The sequence below is a fragment of the Pseudoduganella albidiflava genome (assembly GCF_004322755.1).
Classification (GTDB): domain Bacteria; phylum Pseudomonadota; class Gammaproteobacteria; order Burkholderiales; family Burkholderiaceae_D; genus Rugamonas; species Rugamonas albidiflava.
On sequence record NZ_CP036401.1, the window covers coordinates 2,098,460 to 2,120,429 of the forward strand.

The window sequence follows — 21,970 nt, forward strand, 5'->3', positions numbered from 1 at the left end:
CTGGAACTCAGGGTTCGAGGATGCCGCGGCGGATCGCGATCGTGACGGCATGCGTGCGGTCGCGTGCGCCCAGCTTGCCGAGCACGGTGCTCATGTGGGCCTTGACGGTTTCCTCGGCAATGCCGAGCGCCTGGGCCACGCGCTTGTTGGAATTGCCGTCGGCGACCAGGCCGAGTACCTCGGTCTCGCGGGCGGACAGGGCATCCGCATCGATATGCGCCGCCAGTTCGATGGCGATCTCGGGCGGGATGTGGCGCTGCCCGGCGACCACGCGGTTGATGGCATCGGCCAGCTCGGTGCGCAGCATGCTTTTCAACAGGTAGCCCATCGCGCCCGCCTTCAGCGCGCGCAGCACCTGCACGTCGCCCTTGTAGGTGGTCAGCACGATGATGCGCGCCTGCGGCGCGATCTCGCGGATCGCCACGATGGCATCGAGCCCATTCATCACCGGCATCTGCAAGTCCATCAGCACCACGTCCGGCTGGTGGCGCACGAACTGTTCCAGCGCTTCGCGGCCATCGCCCGCCTCGGCCACCAGTTCGAAGCGGCCGCTGACCGGCAGCACGGCGGCGATCCCTTCGCGCATCAACGGATGATCGTCCACCACCATCACGCGCACCGGCGCGCCGCCCAAGGTTTCCCGCATGCTGCCGCTCCCGCCAAAAAAGCGCATCTTACACCCGGCAAACGGGGCTGGCAGCCCCGCGTCGCCGGGCCTCCCCTAACGGGGGATCGCGGCACCCGCATATCGGGGCACTGGATGCCGCCCCGTTATGGGATGGGCCGCGGCGCCCTGGCCACGTACCCTTCGGCCATGGAAACAGACACTATGGGCGCACTGGCGTTCGGCCGGCACACCTTCGATCCGGCGCGCTGCGAACTGCGCACGGCAGGGGGCGCGCCGGTGCCGCTGGGGCAGCGCGCCGCCCGCCTGCTGCAGGCACTGATCGAGGCGGGCGGGCGCGTGCTGAGCCGCGACGACCTGCTGCGGCGCGCCTGGCCGGGCCAGGACATCGACGACGGCAACCTGCGCGTGCAGATCGCCGCGCTGCGCCGCGCGCTGGCCGACGACCGCGCGCTGATCGGCACCGTGGCCGGGCGCGGCTACCTGTTCGCCGGCCGGGCCGAGCGCCGCGCCGCTGCCCGGCCACGGCTGCCAGGGCCGGCCCCGCACCTGGTCGGCCGTGTGTCGGCCGGTCCTGGCTTGGTCGACGATGTGCTGGCGCGCGTCGCCGCGAGCCGTTTCGTCACCCTGGCGGGGGCACCGGGCATCGGCAAGACGGCGCTGGCACTGGCGGCCGCGCACCGCGATGGCGGCACCGTGGCCTGGGCCGGGCTCGACGCGGCCGGCACGGAAGAGGGCATGCTGGCCATCGTCGCCGCGGCGCTGGGGTGCATGCCGGGCCAGCGCTGGAGCTCGGCCGCTGGACTGGCGGCCCGGCTGCCGGCCGCGCCGCGTTTCGCCCCCGCGCTGCTGGTACTCGACAATTGCGAACACCTGGCCGACGCCTGCAGCCGGCTGGTGGAAACGCTGCTGGCGCAGTGCCCGGAACTGCGCGTGCTGGCGACCAGCCGGCAGCCGCTGCTGGCCAGCGGCGAAACGGTGCTGCGCGTGCCCGCGCTGGACCTGCCTCCGCCCGGGGAAACGGATCCGGCCCGGCTGGCCGGTAGCGGCGCCGTCGCGCTGTTCGTGGCGCGCGCCGCCGTGGCCAGCACCGCCTCGCCTCGTGCCTCCACGCCTGCCGGGTCGATGCATGACGCCTCCACGCATGTCTGCTCACCCGATGTCGCCTCGACCGCCTTCCTGCCCGATGCGGCCGACCTGATGTCGATCGCGGCGATCTGCCGCCGGCTCGACGGCCTGCCGCTGGCGATCGAGCTGGCCGCCGCGCAGGTGCCGGCACTGGGCCTGCGCCGGATCGCGGCGGGGCTGGACGACATGCTGCGCCTGCTGCAAGGCCCGCCAGGCGCCACCACCCGCCACCGCACGCTGCGTGCCGCGCTGGACTGGAGCCATGTGCTGCTGCCGCCGGCGGCGCAGGAGGCGCTGCGCCGCCTGGCGCGATTGCCGGCCTGGTTCACGCTCGATGAAGCAGCCGCGGTGCTGCGCCCGTCGCAATCGGCCTACGAAGCGATCGACAGCCTCGCCGTGCTGGCGGCCCATTCGCTGCTCGTGGTCGAGCACGGCCATGGCGCCCGCTTCCGTCTCCTCTCTACAACACGGGCCTACGCATTGTCTCTCGGCAATAGCTGACCGTTTCGCGCCAGAACGCATCGTCACGCCGTAAAATGATCAGGCAACTGATCATTTTGCTCATCCAGTGAGCATCCGATACCAAAAATGATATTGCAAATTGGTAAAATTTGATTGGATCGTTTTCGGCGGCCCGCCTAAGATCGGTCCAGGCCAGCAGTTCACGCTGCCTGGTCGCTTGCCGCACACAAAACAAGCAAAAACAAAGCAAAAACAAAGCAAAGCAAAACAAAAGATTAAGCAATACACAAGAAAGAAACGTCGGAGACCATGAAGCCCATCTCCCCAGGCATCGCCATGCCCGGCTCCACTTCTTCCATCCCGAACGTTTCGTGCGAACTGTCGACGGCGCTTGCCGGCCCGGTCCGCCCATTGGTTCGCGCCTGCGCCCCGTGCGCGGCGCGGTAGTAGTACCGCTGTTCCAGCCCGGACTTTCGGGCTATTGAAGAGGAAGACATGGAGACTAAGAAACTCACCACGCTGGAGAAGGTCGGCTTCGGCGCCGGCGACATGGCGTTGAACGTCGTGATCTCGTCGATGATGCTGATCATTACCTTCTTCTATACCGACATCTACGGCCTGCGCGTCGAAGACCTGGCGATGCTGCTGCTGGTCGTGAAGGTGGTCGGCGCGATCTCCGACCTGGCCATGGGCCAGATCACCGACCGGTATACCAACAAGTGGGGCCGCTACCGCCCATGGTTCCTGTTCCTGGCGGTGCCGTACGGGATCTCGGTGTTCTTCGTGTTCATGACGCCGGACTTCCAGTACGACGCCAAGCTGCTGTGGGCCTACTCGACCTACATCCTGATGACGCTGATGACGTCCGGCGTGGGCGTTTCCTACATTTCCCTGCCCAGCGCGCTGACGGCCGATCCGCAGGAACGCCTGTCCGCCAACGGCTACCGGCTGTTCTTCGCCAAGATCGGCGCGTTCATGGTGACCATCATCGTGCCGATCCTGGCCGAGCGCTGGGGCAACGGCAGCCCGGCCGCCGGCTACCAGGCGGCGATGGCCGTGATGGCGGCGATGGGCGTGGCGCTGTTCCTGTTCTGCTTCTTCACGACCACCGAGCGCGTGCGCCACGTGGTGGAACGCCAGTCGCTGTGGGCGCAGCTGAAGGTGCTGCTGAAGAACGACCAGTGGCTGCTGCTGTGCGGCGCCTGCGTGACAGGCACCATCGGCTACGTGATCCGCGGCTCGGTGGCGATCTACTATGCCAAGTACTACCTGGGCGGCGACGCCACCGTGGTGTCGGCCTTCCTGTCCACCGGCGTGGCGGCAGCGATCATCTCCATGATCGCGTCGACCTGGATCACCAAGTCCTACTGCAAGGTAAAGCTGTTCCGCAACTCGCAGGTGCTGGTGGCGCTGATCAGCGTGGCGATCTACGTGTTCGTCAAGCCGGGCGACATGATGCTGGCGTTCGTCCTGTACTTCCTGCTGTCGTTCATCGTCGACCTGCATGCTCCGGTGTTCTGGTCGGCCATCGCCGAGACCATCGACTACGGCCACGTGAAGACGGGCAAGCGCGTTTCCGGTTTCGCCTTTGGCGGCATCTCGGTGTGCCAGAAGGCCGGCATGGGCGTCGCCGGCGCCATCGTCGGCGGCCTGTTCACCTATTTCCACTATGTGCCGAACGCCACGCAATCGGCCCATGCGCTGAACGGCATCGCGCTGATGCTGACCGTGATCCCGGGCTTTTTCCACCTGCTGATGGGCCTGTTCATGTTCAAGTACCGCATCAGCGATTCCTACTATGTCGAATTGAAGGCCGACATGAACAGGCGCGGCTACGCAGCCGGCTGACCATTGAAATCCAAGGTAACAGATATGACCACTGAAAAAACCGCCGTTGAAAAACTGTCCCCGCTGATCCTGCAGCGCGCCGACCCGCACATCTACCGCCACAGCGACGGCTACTATTACTTCACGGCCTCGGTGCCGCAATACGACCGCATCGAGATCCGCCGCGCCACCACGATCGCCGGCCTGGCCGAGGCGGCGCCGAAGGATGTCTGGACCAAGCCTGACAGCGGAGCGTACAGCGAATTGCTGTGGGCTCCGGAACTGCATTTCAACGAAGGCGCGTGGTACGTGTACTTCGCCGCCGCGCCCAGCCGCGACATCAAGGATGACCTGTTCCAGCACCGCATGTACTGCGTGCGCAACCAGAATGCCAATCCGCTGGAAGGCGAGTGGGAATTCATGGGGCAGATCGACACCGGCATCGATACGTTCTGCCTGGATGCCACCACCTTCACCCACAAGGGCCAGCTGTACTACCTGTGGGCGCAGAAGGACAAGGAGATCCGCGGCAACTCGAACCTGTACATCGCGCCGATGAGCAACCCATGGACCATCGCGGGCAAGCCGGTCATGCTGAGCAAGCCCGAGTACGACTGGGAAATCGAGCGTTTCTGGGTCAACGAAGGCCCGTCGGTGGTCAAGCGCAACGGCAGGATCTTCATCACGTATTCGGCCAGCGGCACCGGCATCGAATACGCCATGGGCCTGCTGTGGGCCGATGAAAACGCCGACCTGCTCGATCCGGCGTCGTGGACGAAGTCGAAGGAGCCGGTGCTGCAAAGCTGCCTGGAACACGGCATCTACGGCCCTGGCCACAATTCGTTCACGGTGTCCGAGGATGGCGAAGGCGTGATGCTGGTCTACCACGCGCGCACCTACACCGAGATCATCGGCGACCCGCTGTGGAATCCGGACCGCCACACGTTCGTGAAGCCGCTGCGCTGGGACGAGCAGGGCATGCCGGTGTTCGGCCGGCCGTCGATCGCCTGATGCGCCACGCCGCCGGCGCATGACTGGCGGCAATCGGTGACGGCAACCTCGGGCGGCAATCAGTGGCAGCAACCCGAGGCAGCAACCCGCGGCGGCATCCCGTGGCAGCATCCCGAGGCAGCATCCCGAGGCAGCGATTCCTCGACTGTAATCCCGAACTTCTTCCACTGGCTGATGGGCTTCCCGTTCCGGCACGCATCGGCGTTTTCCACTGTAACGAACGGCATGCGGAGGCACGACCATGTGGCAGGCTGGATTTCTGGAAATGGAGAATGACGTGGGCGACATCCCCGAACCGCTGATCGAGCAGCGCGCCGATCCCTGCATCTACCGCCATACGGACGGCTATTACTACTTCACCGCCTCGGTGCCGCAGTACGACCGCGTCGAGCTGCGCCGCGCCAAGACCATCGAAGGCCTGGCCTCGGCGCAGACGCGCAGCGTGTGGCGCAAGGGCGCCGGCGGGCCATGCCCCGAACTGATCAGGGCGCCGGAAATCCACTTCAGCGGCGGGGCCTGGTACGTGTACTTCGCCGCGGCGCCGTCGCGCGAGCCGCGTGGCAGGCTGTCCCGGCACCGCATCTACGCGATCCGCAATGCCAGCGCCAATCCGCTTGCCGGCGAGTGGGAATTCATGGGGCAGGTGGACACGGGCAACGACACGTCCTGCCTGGACGCCGCCACGTTCACGCACAAGGGCCAGCTGTACGGCCTGTGGGCGCAGCAGCACGGCGGCGCCGACGGCAGCGCGAACCTGTACATCGCGCCGATGGCGACGCCATGGCAGGTCGGCGGCGCGCCGGTCATGCTGAGCAGGCCGGAATTCGACTGGGAATGCCGTGGCTTGCCCGTCAACGAAGCCCCGTCGGTGCTGAAGAAGCACGGCAGGGTCTTCATCGGCTACTCGGCCGGCGCCACCGGCCACGACCAGGCGATGGGCCTGCTGTGGGCCGGCGAGGATGCCGACCTGCTGGACCCCGCGTCCTGGACCAAGTCGCGCGAGCCGGTGCTGCAGGCCGGTGACGGGCACGCCACCCATGGTCCGGGCCACACCGGCTTCACGGTGGCCGAGGATGGGTCAACCGTGCTCCTGGTGTACCATGCGCGGACTTATACTGAAATCGACGGCGATCCCCTGTGGAATCCGGATCGCCATACCTTCGTCAAACCCTTGCGTTGGTGCGATGACGGCATGCCGGACTTTGGCCGGCCCGCGGTGGCTTGATGCCGCCGATGAGCGATTGCCCGATCCCGCCGGCGCCTCCAGGAAAACCTACGGATGGAATTGAGCATTGAGCAGGAACCGTTCGGCACCGCGCCGGATGGCCAGTCGCTGAGCCTCTACACGCTGCGCAACCGCAGCGGCATGGTCGTCAAGATCACCAACTTCGGCGGCATCATCACCGAGCTGCACGTGCCGGACAAGCAGGGCAACCTGGCGGACGTGACCTTCGGCTTCGACGAGGCGGCGCCGTACTTCACCGACGCGGTGCCGTATTTCGGCGCGCTGATCGGCCGCTACGGCAACCGCATCGCCGGCGGCCGCTTCGTGCTGGATGGCCAGCCGGTGCAGCTGGAAGTGAACAATGGCAAGAATCACCTGCATGGCGGCACGCTGGGCTTCCACCGGCAGGTATGGCACGCCGTGCCGCTGGTGACGGACCTGACGATCGGCCTGAAGCTCACCTACACCAGTCCGGACGGCGACCATGGCTACCCGGGCAAGCTGGAAGTCACGGTCACCTACGAGCTGAACGACGCGAACGAGCTGCTGGTGAAGTACCACGCCACCACCGACAAGGCCACGCCCGTCAACCTCACGCAGCACGCCTATTTCAACCTGGCCGGCCGCGGGTCGATCCTCGACCACGAGCTGACCATCCATGCCGACCGCTATACGCCGATCGATGCCGATTCGATCCCGCTGGGGCCGCTGGCGCCCGTGGAAGGCACACCGTTCGACTTCCGCACGCCGCGTACCGTCGGCTCGCGGATCGATGTCGCCGACGAACAGTTGAAAAATGGCCTCGGCTACGACCACAACTTCGTGCTGAACAAGCCCGACTCCAACGTGCTGGGCCTGGCCGCCACGCTGCGCGACCCGGTCTCCGGCCGCGTGCTGGAGCTGTACACGCAGGAACCGGGCGTCCAGTTCTACAGCGGCAACTTCCTGGACGGCTCGCTGACCGGCAAGGGCTGGCAATTCGGCCACCGCGAAGCGCTGTGCCTGGAACCGCAGCACTTCCCGGACTCGCCGAACCGCCCGGACTACCCGAGCACCATCCTGCGCCCCGGTCAGACGTATTCGACGCGGTCGCTGTACCGGTTTACAGTTCAGTCCTAAACTAGTTACTTCAAAAAAGGGGACGTACCCTATTTTTCGGGAAATATTTCCTGAAAAATGGGGTACGTCCCCATTTTTTTGGCAATTTTTTCCGAGCCGATATCTTTTTTCATATCGCTGACCATTTTTTATTCATTGGAATAGAATCGTTCCGTTCTTTAACATTCTGGACATCACCAGCTCGACGAGGATTGCCATTCGCCGGGCGCAGAACAACCCGGAGAATCGAATGTCTGAGACGAAAAAGAACGTAAAACTGCGGTCCGCCGAATGGTTCGGCACCCAGGACAAGAATGGCTTCATGTACCGCAGCTGGATGAAGAACCAGGGCATTCCCGATCATGAATTCCAGGGCAAGCCCATCATCGGCATCTGCAACACCTGGTCTGAACTGACCCCCTGCAACGCCCACTTCCGCAAGATCGCCGAGCACGTCAAGAAAGGCATCATCGAGGCCGGTGGCTGGCCGGTGGAATTCCCCGTGTTCTCCAGCGGCGAATCGAACCTGCGCCCGACCGCCATGCTGACCCGTAACCTGGCATCGATGGATGTCGAGGAATCGATCCGCGGCAATCCGATGGATGCCGTCGTGCTGCTGGTCGGCTGCGACAAGACCACCCCGGCCCTGCTGATGGGCGCCGCATCGTGCGACATCCCGGCGATCGTCGTCACCGGCGGCCCGATGCTGAACGGCAAACTGAACGGCAAGAGCATCGGCTCCGGCACCGCCGTGTGGCAGCTGCACGAGCAGGTCAAGGCGGGCGAGATCTCGATGCACGACTTCCTGGCCGCCGAAGCGGGCCACTCCCGCTCGGCCGGTACCTGCAACACGATGGGCACCGCTTCCACCATGGCCTGCATGGCCGAGGCGCTGGGCACGTCGCTGCCGCACAACGCCGCGATTCCCGCCGTCGACGCGCGCCGCTACGTGCTGGCGCACATGTCCGGCATGCGCATCGTCGACATGGTGTGGGAAGACCTGCGCCTGTCCAAGATCCTGACCAAGGAAGCCTTTGAAAACGCGATCCGCGTGAACGCCGCGATCGGCGGTTCCACCAACGCCGTGATCCACCTGAAGGCCATCGCCGGCCGCATGGGCGTGGAGCTGGAGCTGGAAGACTGGACCCGCGTCGGCCGCGGCACGCCGACGGTCGTCGACCTGCTGCCGTCGGGCCGCTTCCTGATGGAAGAGTTCTACTACGCCGGCGGCCTGCCGGGCGTGCTGCGCCGCCTGGGCGAGAACGGCCTGCTGCCGAACCCGGAAGCGCTGACCGCCAACGGCAAGACGATCTGGGAAAACAACAAGGATGCGCCGATCTACGACGAGGAAGTCATCCGCCCGCTGGACAACCCGCTGATCAAGGATGGCGGCATCTGCATCCTGCGCGGCAACCTGGCGCCGCGCGGCGCCGTGCTGAAACCGTCCGCCGCCTCGCCGCACCTGATGCAGCACCGCGGCCGCGCCATCGTGTTCGAGGACTTCGACCACTACAAGACGCGCATCATGGATCCGGACCTGGATGTCGATGAAAACTGCGTGCTGGTGATGAAGAACTGCGGCCCGAAAGGCTACCCGGGCATGGCCGAAGTGGGCAACATGGGCCTGCCGCCGAAGATCCTGGCCAAGGGCATCAAGGACATGGTGCGCATTTCCGATGCGCGCATGAGCGGCACCGCCTACGGTACCGTGGTGCTGCACGTGGCGCCGGAAGCAATGGCCGGCGGCCCGCTGGGCATCGTCAAGGATGGCGACATCGTGTCGCTGGACTGCGCCGGCGGCCGCCTCGACCTGGAGATCTCGGACGAAGAGATGGCTGCCCGCCTGGCCGCCCGCGCCGAGCTGAAGAACGACCTGCCGAAGACCGGTTATGCCGGCCTGTACGTGGACCACGTGCTGCAGGCCGACGAAGGCTGCGACTTCGACTTCCTGGTCGGCATGCGCGGTTCCAAGGTGCCCAAGCACTCGCACTGATTCTGGCGAACTGACACTTTTCGCCGGCGCCGCTGCCCACTCCCACCCCCTCGTGGCGGCGCCGGCACCCAATTCAATCGAGACGTCCGCGCCGGCAGGCCATGCGGGTTGCGGACGGCTCCAGGAGACTCCGACATGCTGCTCGTACAATTCAAGAACAAAGAAGGCGCCCGCCACGTGGGCATCCTGGAAAACGACACGCTGCGCGTGATCGACGGCTTCACCACCACCTACGCGCTGGCGCAAGCCGCCATCCGCAGCAAGCAGGGCCTGGCCGCGCTGGCCGAAGCCTCGGCCGGTTCGACCACCGTGGCCTATGCCGACGTGACCCCCCTGGCCCCGCTGGACCATGAAGACGCGGCCCACACCTACGTGACCGGCACCGGCCTGACGCACCTGGGTTCGGCCGATGCGCGCGACGCGATGCACAAGAAGATCGGCGGCGACGTCGAAACGCTGTCGGACTCGATGAAGATGTTCCGCATGGGCGTCGAAGGCGGCAAGCCCGCGGCGGGCGAAGCGGGCGTGCAGCCGGAATGGTTCTACAAGGGCGACGGTTCGATCGTGGCCGCCACCAACGAAGCGCTGGCGATGCCCGATTTCGCGCTGGACGGCGGCGAAGAACCGGAAATCGCCGGCCTGTACGTGATCGGCGACGATGGCCAGCCTTACCGCCTGGGCTACGCGATCGGCAACGAATTCTCCGACCACGTGACGGAACGCCAGAACTACCTGTACCTGGCCCACTCGAAGCTGCGCGTATGCGGCGTGGGCCCGGCGCTGCTGGTGGGCGAGCTGCCGGCGCACATCGACGGCGTGTCGCGCGTGCTCGATACCGACGGCAAGGTGCGCTGGGAAAAGGCCTTCGTGTCCGGCGAAAACAATATGTCGCACACCATCGCCAACCTGGAACACCACCACTTCAAGTACCAGCTGTTCAAGCGCCCGGGCGACGTGCACGTGCACTTCTTCGGCACCGCCACGCTGAGCTTCGCGGACAACATCTCCGTGCAGCCGGGCGAGACGTTCGAAGTGGAAGCACCGGCCTTCGGCCCGGCGCTGCGCAACAAGCTGACCGTCGTCGAAACCCAGGTGGCACAGGTCAAGGCCTTATGATCGGAAGCCCGATGATTACCGGCGAATCGCTCATCGGTGGCGTTGCCGTGCAAGGCAACGGCAGCGACTTCAAGGCCTGGAACCCGGGCCTGAACAGCCACATCGAGCCGTCGTTCCGCACGGCCGATGCGGACCAGATCGACCAGGCGTGCCGCCTGGCCGGCGCGGCGTTCGACACGTTCCGCGCCACGTCCGACGCGCAGCGCGCCAGCTTCCTCGAGACCGTGGCGGAGCAGATCGTGGCCATCGGCGACGAACTGATCGTGCGCGCGATGGCGGAAACGGGCCTGCCGCGCGCGCGCCTGGAAGGCGAGCGTGGCCGCACGGTCAACCAGCTGAAGCTGTTCGCCGACCTGCTGCGCGAAGGCTCGTACCGCGACGTGCGCATCGATACGCCGCTGCCGGAACGCACGCCGCCGCGGCCGGACCTGCGCTATCGCCTGATCGGCGTGGGCCCGGTGGCCGTGTTCGGCGCCTCCAATTTCCCGCTGGCGTTTTCGGTGGCCGGCGGCGATACCGCCTCCGCATTCGCCGCCGGCTGCCCGGTGGTGCTGAAGGCGCACCCGGCGCACCCTGGCACTTCCGAGCTGGTCGGCCGCGCGGTGGTGAAAGCCGTCGAACTGGCGGGCCTGCCGGCCGGCACGTTCGCGCTGCTGACGGGCGTGGGCAATGACATCGGCCAGCAGCTGGTGGCGCATCCGGAAATCCAGGCCGTGGGCTTCACCGGTTCGCGCTTCGGTGGCCTGGCCCTGATGGCGGTGGCGGCGGCGCGTCCGCAGCCGATCCCCGTCTATGCCGAGATGAGCAGCATCAATCCGCTGTTCCTGCTGCCGGGCGCCCTGAAGGCGCGCGGCGCCGAGATCGCGCAGCAGTTCGCCGGCTCCCTGACGCTGGGCGTGGGCCAGTTCTGCACCAACCCCGGCCTGGTGCTCGGCATCGCCGGCCCGGACTTCGATGCCTTCGCCCATGCCGCGGCTGCCGCGCTGGGTGGCATCGCGGCGAGCCCGATGCTGACGGCCGGTATCGCCAGTGCCTACCAGCAGGGCGTGGCCGCGCTGGCCGGCCAGCAAAGCGTGAAGACGCTGGCCCTGGCCGCGCCGGAAGTGGGCAAGGGCGGCGCGGCGCTGTTCGTCACGTCGGCCGACGCGTTCCTGGCCGAGAAGGTGCTGCACGGCGAAGTGTTCGGCCCGGCGTCGCTGCTGGTGGCTTGCCGCGACGTGGCGGAAATGCGCCGCGTGACGGATCACCTGGAAGGCCAGCTGACCGCCACGCTGCAGCTGGAGGAAAGCGACCTCGATGCCGCGGAAACGCTGTTGCCGGCACTGGAGCGCAAGGTCGGCCGCATCCTCGCGAACGGTTTCCCGACCGGCGTGGAAGTATCGACGGCGATGGTGCACGGTGGCCCGTTCCCGGCCACCTCCGATGGCCGCAGCACCTCGGTGGGTACCGGTGCCATCCTGCGCTTCCTGCGCCCGGTGTGCTACCAGAACCTGCCGCAGCGCCTGCTGCCGGCGGCGCTGCGCGACGGTAACCCGCTGGACATCTGGCGACGCCGCGATGGTGTGCTGGGCAAGGAATGAGCGCCGGTCGACGCGACGGCAGGAACAATGTGGTTGAACAAGCGGCCGTCGGCATGACGGTCGTTGTTGCATAAAAAACGGGAGACAGAGCATGACTGATTTTGCCAAGTTCGGCAGCCTGCGCGGCAAGCGCGTTTTCGTCACCGGTGGCGGCACCGGCATCGGTGAAGCGATCGTTGCATCGTATGCGGAGCAGGGCGCGATCGTGGCGTTCGTAGACATCGCCAGGGAAGCCAGCCTGGCGCTGGTGGAACGCATCAAGGCCGCCGGCCACCCGGCGCCGCTGTACCGCTATTGCGACATCACGGATATCCCCGCGCTGCAGAACACGATCGCCGAACTGGCGGCCGAGATCGGCGACTTCGACGTACTCGTCAACAACGCCGCCAACGACCAGCGCCACAAGCCGGAAGAAGTGACGCTGGAATACTGGAACGAGCGCATCGCCATCAACCAGCGGCCGATGTTCTTCACCTGCCAGTCGGTCCTGGCGGGCATGAAGAAGAAAGGCGGCGGCTCGATCATCAACATCAGCTCGATGTCGTGGCATGCCAAGAACGCCGGCTATCCGGTCTACGGCACCACCAAGGCCGCCGTGATCGGCCTGACGCGCTGCCTGGCGCGCGACTTCGGCCCGTACAACATCCGCGTCAATACCGTGACGCCGGGCTGGGTGATGACCCAGCGCCAGATCGACCTGTGGGTCGACGAGGCCGGCGAAGCGGAGATCAAGCGCGCCCAGTGCCTGCCGGGCAAGCTGATGCCGGAACACGTGGCGTCGATGATCCTGTACCTCGGCGCCGACGACAGCGCCATGTGCACGGGCCAGGAATTCATCGTCGACGCCGGCTGGGTTTGAGTCTCTGCGGCCGAGCCTGTGTCAGGGGGTCAGGCACCATGACACGTGCTCAAGCGCGATGACATGGCTGAGTCCGTGTCAGGGGGGTGAAGCCGGGAATTCGTGGAGCATCGCTCCGCGCCGGCGGAACGGTACTGCCTTGCAAGGCAGTACTCCTTCCAGGCACCATGACACGGACTCAGCCACGCTTGCTCGCCTTGTAGTTCCGATCGCAGCACGCCGCGCGTAGCGGCGCTTTTCATTGTTCATGACCATGAAACCTGCCCTGTACCGGATACTGGCGGCGTCGGCACTTGTTGCCGCGCCGTCCTTTGCATTTGCATTTGCGCAGCCTTCCCAGCAAACCGTCACGAGCCCGGACGGCAAGCTGGCCGTCACCGTCGCGCAGGCGAAGGATGGCGGCGTCACCTACCGCATCGCCCGCGCCGGCAAGCCGGTGTTGCGGGATTCGGCGCTGGGCCTGTCGTTCGACGGCGCCGATTTCACGAAGCGGCTCAGTGCCCAGGAGGTGTCGGCCGAGCGCTCCATCAGCGAGCAGTACGAGCTGGTGTCCGGCAAGCGCCGCCACGTCACGTATGCCGCCAACGAGCGCACCTGGCGCTACCTGAACAATGAAAAGCAGCCGCTGGAGATCACGTTCCGCGTGTCGAACGACGGCGTGGCCTTCCGCTACACGGCACGCGCGCCTGAGCTGAAGTTCGCCGGCGAAGCGACCTCGTTCGCGTTCCCGGCCGGCGCGCGCGCCTGGCTGCAGCCGATGTCCGTCGCCAAGACTGGCTTCGCGCGCACCAATCCTTCGTACGAAGAGCACTACCGGGTGGATATCCCGGTGGGCACCGCGGCGCCGATGGGGGCCGGCTGGGTCTTCCCGGCGCTTTTCCGTACCGGCGACACCTACGTTGCGCTGACCGAGGCGAACCTGGATGGCACGTTCCACGCGTCGCGCCTGGCCGCGCAATCGCCGGGCGGCGTGTACCGCATCGCCGGCCCGGCGGCACAGGAGACCTTCACCGACGGCGCGCTGCTGCCCACCGCGCAGGGCCAGCTGACCACGCCGTGGCGCGTACTGGCGATCGGCAGCCTGGCCACCGTGGTCGATTCCACGCTGGGCACCGACCTGGCCATGCCCTCCCGGGAGGGCATTCCCGACTGGGTGAAGCCGGGCCAGTCGTCGTGGAGCTGGGCCATCCTGAAGGATGACTTCACCACCTTCGGCACGCAAAAGCAGTTCATCGACTATGCCGCCGACATGGGCTGGGAATACACGCTGATCGATGCCTACTGGGACCAGAAGATCGGTTACGACAAAGTGAGAGAGCTGGTGGAGTACGCCAGGCCGAAAAATGTCGGCATCCTGGTCTGGTACAACTCGGCCGGCGCCTGGAACGATACCGACATGACGCCGCGCGGCAAGCTGCTGACCTCCGCCGACCGCCGCGCCGAGTTCGCGAAACTGCGCACGATGGGCGTGAAGGGCATCAAGGTCGACTTCTTCGGCGGCGATGGCCAGTCGATGATCGACTACTACGTGGGGATCCTGCGCGACGCCTACGACGCACAGCTGCTGGTGAACTTCCATGGCGCCACCTTGCCGCGCGGCTGGTCGCGCACCTGGCCGAACCTGGTCACGGCGGAAGCGGTACGCGGCTTCGAGTTCGGCACCTTCGACCAGAAGGACCAGGACCCGGTCGCCGGCCACGCGGCCATGCTCCCGTTCACGCGCAACCTGTTCGACCCGATGGACTTCACGCCGATGGTGTTCGGCGACATCCCGAAGATCCGCCGCGCCACCCGCAACGGCTTCGAGCTGGCCGAATCGGTGCTGTTCGTGTCCGGCATCCAGCATTTCGCCGAGGTCCCGCAAGGCATGGCCGGCGTGCCCGATTACGTGAAGGACTTCCTGCGCGCGTTGCCGGCGCGGTGGGACGACAGCCGCTTCATCGCCGGCGAACCGGGCAAGTTCGCCGTGATCGCCCGGCAGGCCGGCGGCAAGTGGTACGTGGCCGGTTTCAACGGCGCCGCGCAGGAGCGCAACGTCACGCTGGACCTGTCCTTCATCGGCAATGCCGGGAAGCCCAATGCCGGCAGGCCCGTCATCGGTAAGTCCATCCTCGGCAAGCTCATTACCGACGGCGCCACGGAACGCGCCTTCGCGCAGTCGGACCTCAAGGCATCGAGAAAAACCAGCATCAGGCTGAAAGCACGGGGCGGCTTCGTTGCCGTCTTCGAATAAAAACCATATCAGGAGATCGTTCATGATCAAACGCACCATCCTCGCCATCAGCGTGACAACCGCGCTGGCCGTTTGCGGCAGCGCCTTCGCGCAAGTTGCCGTCACCATCGACACGGCCAAGCCGGGCCCCGTCATCGACAAGAACGTGTATGGCCAGTTCGCCGAACACCTGGGCACCGGCATCTACGAAGGCATGTGGGTGGGCCCGAATTCGAAGATCCCCAACACCAAGGGCTGGCGCAACGACGTGGTCGGCGCGCTGAAGGAACTGCGCGTGCCGCTGGTGCGCTGGCCGGGCGGCTGCTTCGCCGACGAGTACCACTGGAAGGACGGCATCGGCCCGCGCAACAAGCGTCCGGTGAAGGTCAACACCAACTGGGGCAACGTCACCGAGGACAACGCGGTCGGCACCCACGAATTCTTCGACCTGGCCGAGCTGCTGGGTTCCCAGGTGTACATCAACGGCAACCTGGGCACCGGCTCCGTGCAGGAAATGAGCGAGTGGATCGAATACATGACGTCGCCGAGCAAGTCGACCCTGGCCGAGATGCGCCGCAAGAACGGCCGCGACAAGCCGTGGAAGGTGGACTTCTTCGCCGTCGGTAACGAGATGTGGGGCTGCGGCGGCAACATGAACCCCGAGCACTACGCCAATCTGTACAAGAACACCACGACCTTCATCCGCGCGCCGCAGGAATACAAGCCGAAGATCATCGCCAGCGGTGGCCATACGGACGACGTGAAGTGGGCCGACGTGCTGACGCGCGAAGTCAAGAACGACATGGCCGGCGTGAGCTTCCATTACTACACGATCCCGACCGGCAAGTGGGAAGTGAAGGGCGCCGCCACCGGTTTCCCGGAATCCCAGTGGTTCAGCACGATGCAGAACACGCTGCGGATGGACAAATTCATCCGCGACAACAAGGCCGTGATGGACAAGAACGATCCGGAGAAGAAGGTCGGCCTGTTCGTCGACGAGTGGGGCACCTGGTATGACGTGGAACCGGGCACCAACGCCGGCTTCCTGTACCAGCAGAACAGCCTGCGCGACGCCGTCGTGGCCGCGCTGAACTTCAACATCTTCCACGAGCATGCCGACCGCGTGCGCATGACCAACATCGCGCAGATGGTCAACGTGCTGCAGGCGATGATCCTGACCGACAAGACGCGCATGGTGCTGACGCCGACCTACCACGCCTACAAGATGTACGTGCCGTTCCAGGACGCGACGTCGCTGCCGGTCGCGCTGGAGAACAACACCACGTACAGCGCCGGCAGCCAGTCGGTGCCGCAGGTGAGCGCCTCGGCCGCGCGCGCCAAGGATGGCAAGGTGTACCTGGCGCTGGTAAACACGGATCCGAACAAGGCTACCGAAGTCACGGTCAACGTGGGTGCCGCCGCAGCAGCAAAATTCACCGGCCAGGTGCTGACCGCCGCGAAGATGGACGCGCACAACACCTTCGATGCGCCGAACGCCGTGAAGCCCGCCAGCTACAGCGCGCAGGCCGCCGGCGGCAAGCTGACCGTCCAGCTGCCGGCCAAGTCGGTGATCGTCGGCGCCGTCGAGTAAGCGCATGAAGACAGGAACGCTCGCGGCCTCGCTGGCCGCGGCGGGCCTGCTGTCCCTCGCCGCCTGTGGCGGCGGGGGCGGCAGTGGCTCGCCCTCTGTGACGGCTGCTCCGGCGCCGTCCCCGACCACCCCGACAGTCCCGACCACGACCTTGCCCCCGGAGCAGGCCGCGATCACGTTCGCCAACGCGAGCGTGCACGATCCTTCCGTGGTGCGCGTGGACGGCACGTTCTATATCTTCGGCTCGCACCTGGCGGCAGCCAAGTCCACCGACCTGATGAACTGGACGAAGATCGCCGACGGCGCCAGCGCCGCCAATCCGCTGTTCGCGGACGTGACGAAGCAGCTGGCGGAAACCTTCGCCTGGGCGCAGTCCGATACGCTGTGGGCGCCGGACGTGATCCGGCTCGACGACGGCAAGTACTACTTCTACTACAACGCCTGCAAGGGCGACTCGCCCCGTTCCGCGCTGGGCGTGGCCGTGGCCGACAAGATCGAAGGCCCGTATGTGGACAAGGGCATCATCCTCAAGTCCGGCATGTGGGGCGAGGCGGGCGCCGACGGCACGCTCTACGATCCGGTAAAGCACCCGAACGTGGTCGATCCGCAGGTCTTCCGCGACAAGGACAACAAGCTGTGGATGATCTACGGCTCGTACTCGGGCGGCATCTTCATCCTGGCGATGGACCCGGCCACCGGCAAGCCGCTGCCGGGCCAGGGCTACGGCAAGCACCTGCTGGGCGGGAACCATGCGCGCATCGAAGGCGCCTACGTGCAGTACAGCCCGGAGACCGGCTACTACTACATGTTTACTTCCTTCGGCGGACTGGATGCGAACGGTGCCTACAACGTGCGGGTGGCGCGCTCGCGCCATGCCGACGGCCCGTATGTGGATGCGAAGGGCACCGACATGGCCACCGTGAAGGCGGATCCGGCCAAGCCGCTGTTCGACGATGCCAGCATCGCGCCACACGGCCAGAAGCTGATGGGTAACCACCAGTTCGCGCTGGCCGCCGGCGAGACCGGCGCGGCGCCCGGCTACGTCTCGCCAGGCCACAACAGCACCTACTACGACCCGGCCACGAAGCAGTACTTCATCATCTTCCATACCCGCTTCCCGGGTGGCGGCGGAATGCATGAAGTGCGCACGCACGAGATGTTCGTCAACGAGGATGGCTGGCCGGTGATCGCGCCGTTCCGCTACGTTCCGCTGGCCAAGGCGGCAGGCGCGCCATCGGCCACGGTGGCGGCGGCCGATGTCGCCGGGTCGTACAAGCTGGTCAACCATGGCAAGGATATTTCGGCAGCCATCAAGCCGTCGCAGTCCGTTACCTTGTCGGCCGACGGCAAGCTGGGTGGCGCGCTGGCGGGAACCTGGACGCACAAGGGCAACAACCGCATCGCGCTGGCCGTCGACGGCACGGCGGCCGTGTACAACGGCGTGCTGTCCCGGCAGTACAACGGCAATGCCAATGCGTTCACGGTCACGTTCACGGCGCAGAATGCCGATGGCGTGTCGCTGTGGGGCGCCCGGGTGGGCAACTGAACAAGCAAGGATGGAGATTTCAATGACGTTTGTTAAATTGGTACTAGCGGCCGCGCTGCTGGCGGGCACCGCCGGTGCCCAGGCCGCGCAGATAGGCGTGCACGATCCGGTGATGGCCAAGGACGGCAACACTTACTACGTGTTCTCCACCGGCCCGGGCATCACGTTCTACAGCTCGAAGGACATGAAGAACTGGCGTCCGGAAGGCCGCGTGTTCGCCAAGGACCCGGTGTGGGCGAAGAAGGCCGCACCATCGTTCGACGGGCATATCTGGGCGCCGGACATCGTGCAGCGCAACGGCAAGTTCTACCTGTACTACTCGGTGTCGGGCTTCGGCAAGAACACCTCGGGCATGGGTGTGACCGTCAACAAGACGCTGGACCCGCGCTCGCCCGACTACAAGTGGGAAGACCAGGGCATGGTGATCCAGTCCGTGCCGGGCCGCGACCTGTGGAATGCGATCGACCCGGCCGTCATCGCCGACGAGCAGGGCAACGGCTGGATGTCGTTCGGCTCGTTCTGGACGGGCCTGAAGCTGTTCAAGCTGAACGCCGACTGGACCAAACCGGCCGAGCCGCAGGAATGGCATACCATCGCGCGGCGCGAGCGCCCCGCGTTCGAGCCCGACGAATCGGCCGCGCCGGCGGAAATCGAGGCGCCGTTCATCTTCCGCAAGAACGGCTATTACTACCTGTTCGCGTCGTGGGGCCTGTGCTGCCAGAAGGCCAAGAGCACGTACCACGTCGTGGTCGGCCGCTCGAAGACCGTGACCGGGCCCTACCTGGACAAGGATGGCAAGGACATGGCCAAGGGCGGCGGCTCGATCGTCATCCAGGGCAACCGCGAGTGGGTGGGCCTGGGCCACAACAGCGCCTACACCTTCGACGGCCGCGACGTGCTCGTGCTGCACGCCTATGAAACGGGCGACGACTACCGGCAGAAGCTGAAGGTGCTGGACATGAAGTGGGACGCCGCCGGCTGGCCGGTCGTCGACCCGGCACAGTTGAACAGCTACCAGAGCGTGCTGCTGCCGGCCGCGAAGTAACCACCGCTGAGCCCGTGTCATGGTGCCTGGAGGAGTACCGCCTTGCAAGGTGGTACCGTTTCGCCGGCGTGGAGCAGTGCTCCACGAAACCCCGGCTCCACCCCCCTGACACGAGCACGGCGGTAATCGATTGCTGAGGCCGTGTCATGGTGCCTGACCCCCTGACACGAGCTGAACCGTAAGGAAAATCATGCTCACTCTCCGCCACCTCGCCCTCGCCGCCGCCCTCTGCGCTTCGAGCGCCACCCAGGCCGCCGATCTCTTCCCATTGCGCGACGTCCGCCTGGCGCCGGGCCTGTTCCTGGAAGCCCAGCAGACCGACCTGCGCTACCTGATGGCGCTCGATCCGGATCGCCTGCTGGCGCCGTTCCGCCGCGAGGCGGGCTTGCCGGCGGTGAAGCAGTCGTACGGCAACTGGGAATCCAGCGGCCTGGATGGGCACATGGGCGGGCATTACCTGACGGCGCTGGCGCTGATGCATGCGTCGACCGGCGACCCGCAGGTGAAGGAGCGCCTGGACTACTTCGTGCGCGAGCTGAAACGCTGCCAGGATGCCGGCGGCGACGGCTACCTGGGCGGCGTGCCGGGCGGGAAGGAAGCGCTGGACAGGATCGCCAGGGGCGAGCTGCACGCGGATAATTTCTCCGTCAACGGCAAGTGGGTGCCCTGGTACAACCTGCACAAGACCTTTGCCGGCCTGCGCGATGCGTACCGGATCGGCGGCAACCAGCAGGCGAAAACGATGCTGGTCGCCTACGCGGACTGGGCGCTGGCCCTGACGGCGAAGCTGTCCGACACGCAGATGCAGGCCATGCTGCGCGCGGAGCACGGCGGCATGAACGAAGTGCTGGCCGACGTGGCCGAGATCACCGGCGACAGCAAGTACCTGGAGCTGGCGAAACGCTTCTCGCACCGCGCCGTGTTCGATCCCCTGGCGCAGGGGAAGGACCAGCTGACCGGCCTGCACGCCAATACGCAGATCCCGAAAGTGATCGGCTTCGAGCGCGTCGGCACGCTGGCCAACGACCGGAGCATGCGCGACGCGGCACGCTTCTTCTGGCAGACCGTGGTCGACAACCGCAGCGTGGCGATCGGCGGCAACAGCGTGCGCGAGCACTTCCACGACCACAAGGACTTCGGTCCGATGATCGACGACGTGGAAGGTCCGGAAACCTGCAACACGTACAACATGCTCAAGCTCACCGAGCTGCTGTTCGCCGACAAGCCGCAATCGCGCTACGGCGACTACTACGAGCGGGCGCTGTACAACCACATCCTGTCGTCGCAGCATCCGCAGACGGGCGGCTTCGTGTACTTCACGCCGATGCGCCCGAACCACTACCGCGTGTATTCGCAGGTGGACAAGGGCATGTGGTGCTGCGTCGGCTCCGGCATCGAAAGCCATGCCAAGTACGGGCAGTTCATCTACGCGAAAGAGGCGGATGCGCTGTTCGTCAACCTGTTCATTCCGTCCGAGCTGGCGTGGGCCGAGAAGAACGTGCGCATCACGCAGGCCACCAGCTTCCCGGATGAGGAAAGCACCCGCATCACCGTGCACGGCACCGGCAAGTTTGCGATGAAACTGCGCCATCCCGCCTGGGTGGCAAGCGGTGCACTGAAGGTGAAGGTGAACGGCAGGCCCGTGAAGGCCGTGGCCGGCACGGACGGCTACGTGAGCATCGACCGCGAATGGCGCGACGGCGACACGGTCGAGCTGAAGCTGCCGATGACGACCCGCCTTGAGCAGATGCCGGACAAGTCGAACTGGTACGCGGTGCTGCACGGGCCGATCGTGCTGGCCGCGAAGACCGCGCCGATCCTGGACGAAAAATTCAGGGACGAGAAGCTGAACGTGCAGGCCGACGATTCGCGCATGGGCCACATCGCCAAGGGCGAGATCTGCCCGCTGGGCGCCGCGCCGATGCTCGTCTCCGATGCGAAGGATTTCACCAGCAAGATCAAGCCGGTGAAAGGCCAGCCGCTGACATTCACGGCGCCGGACCTGATCCGCGGGCAAGGTAACGCGGCCCAGCTCAAGCTGGTGCCGTTCTTCCGCCTGCACGACGCGCGCTACACGATGTACTGGCAGCGCTCCACGCCGTCCGGCTATGCGGCGCTGCAGGAACAGACCGCGCAGGAGGAAAAGGAACGCCTGGCGCTGAATGCCCGCACCATCGACCAGGTGGCGCCGGGCGAGCAGCAGCCCGAGTCGGACCATGGCTTCAAGGGGGAGGGCGCGGATGCCGGCATCCACGCCGGCCGCCACTGGCGCCACGCCACCGGCTGGTTCAGCTACGTGTTGAACAACCCGAAAGGAGAGGCGAAAATCCTGCGCCTGACGTTCGCCTCCGCCGATGCCGGCCGCAGGTTCGACATCGTCGTCGGCGGCAAGCCGCTGGCGGCGCTGGAACTGAAAAGAGAGGACAGCGAGTTCTATACCCGCGATTTCGCGCTGCCGGAAGGCCTGGGCAAGAAGGTCGAACTGAAATTCGTCGCGCAACCCGGTTCGATCGCCGGTGGCCTGTACGGATTACGGCTGCTGCGATAACAAAAAAGATATGGCAGTCTGTTAAAAATATATTGGTTCGGCATGGCAAATTCTTCTACCATAGCCGCAAAAGAATAATTGCAACCAATTCATTTGTTGCACCC

The 21,970-nt window shown here is 65.8% G+C and carries 15 protein-coding genes; 14 read left to right on the forward strand and 1 reads right to left on the reverse strand.

The genetic code is table 11. The features are described from left to right. Window positions 1-7 precede the first annotated feature (7 nt). A complete protein-coding gene (locus EYF70_RS08845) occupies window positions 8-646 on the reverse strand; it encodes a response regulator (RefSeq protein WP_229420769.1) in 639 nt (212 codons plus the stop codon). 168 nt (window positions 647-814) lie between these two features. Here EYF70_RS08845 and EYF70_RS08850 point away from each other — a divergent pair, with 168 nt between their 5' ends. The 14 genes from EYF70_RS08850 to EYF70_RS08915 all read left to right on the forward strand — a co-directional run bounded on the left by EYF70_RS08850 (window position 815) and on the right by EYF70_RS08915 (window position 21,866). Continuing rightward, a complete protein-coding gene (locus EYF70_RS08850; protein ID WP_165497599.1) occupies window positions 815-2,254 on the forward strand; it encodes an ATP-binding protein in 1,440 nt (479 codons plus the stop codon). Between the two features lie 456 nt (window positions 2,255-2,710). Next, the gene (locus EYF70_RS08855; RefSeq protein WP_131145069.1) at window positions 2,711-4,063 is read left to right on the forward strand and encodes an MFS transporter; all 1,353 of its coding nucleotides are present in this window, start codon (window positions 2,711-2,713) and stop codon (window positions 4,061-4,063) included. 24 nt (window positions 4,064-4,087) lie between these two features. Then, window positions 4,088-5,053, forward strand: coding sequence for a glycoside hydrolase family 43 protein (locus tag EYF70_RS08860; protein ID WP_131145070.1), 966 nt, complete (start codon window positions 4,088-4,090; stop codon window positions 5,051-5,053). 277 nt (window positions 5,054-5,330) lie between these two features. Then, a complete protein-coding gene (locus EYF70_RS08865; RefSeq protein ID WP_229420770.1) occupies window positions 5,331-6,278 on the forward strand; it encodes a glycoside hydrolase family 43 protein in 948 nt (315 codons plus the stop codon). Window positions 6,279-6,332: 54 nt separating this feature from the next. Beyond that, window positions 6,333-7,397, forward strand: a complete 1,065-nt coding sequence (locus EYF70_RS08870; RefSeq protein ID WP_131145072.1) for an aldose epimerase family protein — start codon at window positions 6,333-6,335, stop codon at window positions 7,395-7,397. Window positions 7,398-7,626: 229 nt separating this feature from the next. Continuing rightward, window positions 7,627-9,369, forward strand: a complete 1,743-nt coding sequence (locus EYF70_RS08875; protein ID WP_131145073.1) for an IlvD/Edd family dehydratase — start codon at window positions 7,627-7,629, stop codon at window positions 9,367-9,369. A 135-nt stretch (window positions 9,370-9,504) separates the two neighbouring features. Further along, window positions 9,505-10,485 carry an AraD1 family protein gene (gene araD1 / locus EYF70_RS08880; protein WP_131145074.1) on the forward strand — a complete coding sequence of 327 codons (981 nt, stop codon included), beginning with the start codon at window positions 9,505-9,507 and terminating at the stop codon, window positions 10,483-10,485. An 11-nt stretch (window positions 10,486-10,496) separates the two neighbouring features. Next, window positions 10,497-12,065, forward strand: coding sequence for an aldehyde dehydrogenase (NADP(+)) (locus tag EYF70_RS08885; protein ID WP_229420771.1), 1,569 nt, complete (start codon window positions 10,497-10,499; stop codon window positions 12,063-12,065). A 91-nt stretch (window positions 12,066-12,156) separates the two neighbouring features. Continuing rightward, window positions 12,157-12,924, forward strand: a complete 768-nt coding sequence (locus EYF70_RS08890) for an SDR family NAD(P)-dependent oxidoreductase (RefSeq protein ID WP_131145076.1) — start codon at window positions 12,157-12,159, stop codon at window positions 12,922-12,924. A 247-nt stretch (window positions 12,925-13,171) separates the two neighbouring features. Continuing rightward, entirely contained in the window at window positions 13,172-15,157 is a 1,986-nt protein-coding gene (locus EYF70_RS08895) for a glycoside hydrolase family 97 protein (protein ID WP_131145077.1), read from the forward strand. 22 nt (window positions 15,158-15,179) lie between these two features. Further along, a complete protein-coding gene (locus tag EYF70_RS08900) occupies window positions 15,180-16,727 on the forward strand; it encodes an alpha-N-arabinofuranosidase (protein WP_131145078.1) in 1,548 nt (515 codons plus the stop codon). Window positions 16,728-16,731: 4 nt separating this feature from the next. After that, window positions 16,732-18,273 (forward strand): glycoside hydrolase family 43 protein, encoded by a 1,542-nt coding sequence (locus EYF70_RS08905; RefSeq protein WP_131145079.1) that lies wholly within the window; start codon window positions 16,732-16,734, stop codon window positions 18,271-18,273. A gap of 22 nt (window positions 18,274-18,295) precedes the next feature. Continuing rightward, window positions 18,296-19,318, forward strand: a complete 1,023-nt coding sequence (locus tag EYF70_RS08910; protein ID WP_229420772.1) for an arabinan endo-1,5-alpha-L-arabinosidase — start codon at window positions 18,296-18,298, stop codon at window positions 19,316-19,318. A 190-nt stretch (window positions 19,319-19,508) separates the two neighbouring features. Then, window positions 19,509-21,866 carry a glycoside hydrolase family 127 protein gene (locus EYF70_RS08915; RefSeq protein ID WP_131145081.1) on the forward strand — a complete coding sequence of 786 codons (2,358 nt, stop codon included), beginning with the start codon at window positions 19,509-19,511 and terminating at the stop codon, window positions 21,864-21,866. Window positions 21,867-21,970 lie beyond the last annotated feature (104 nt).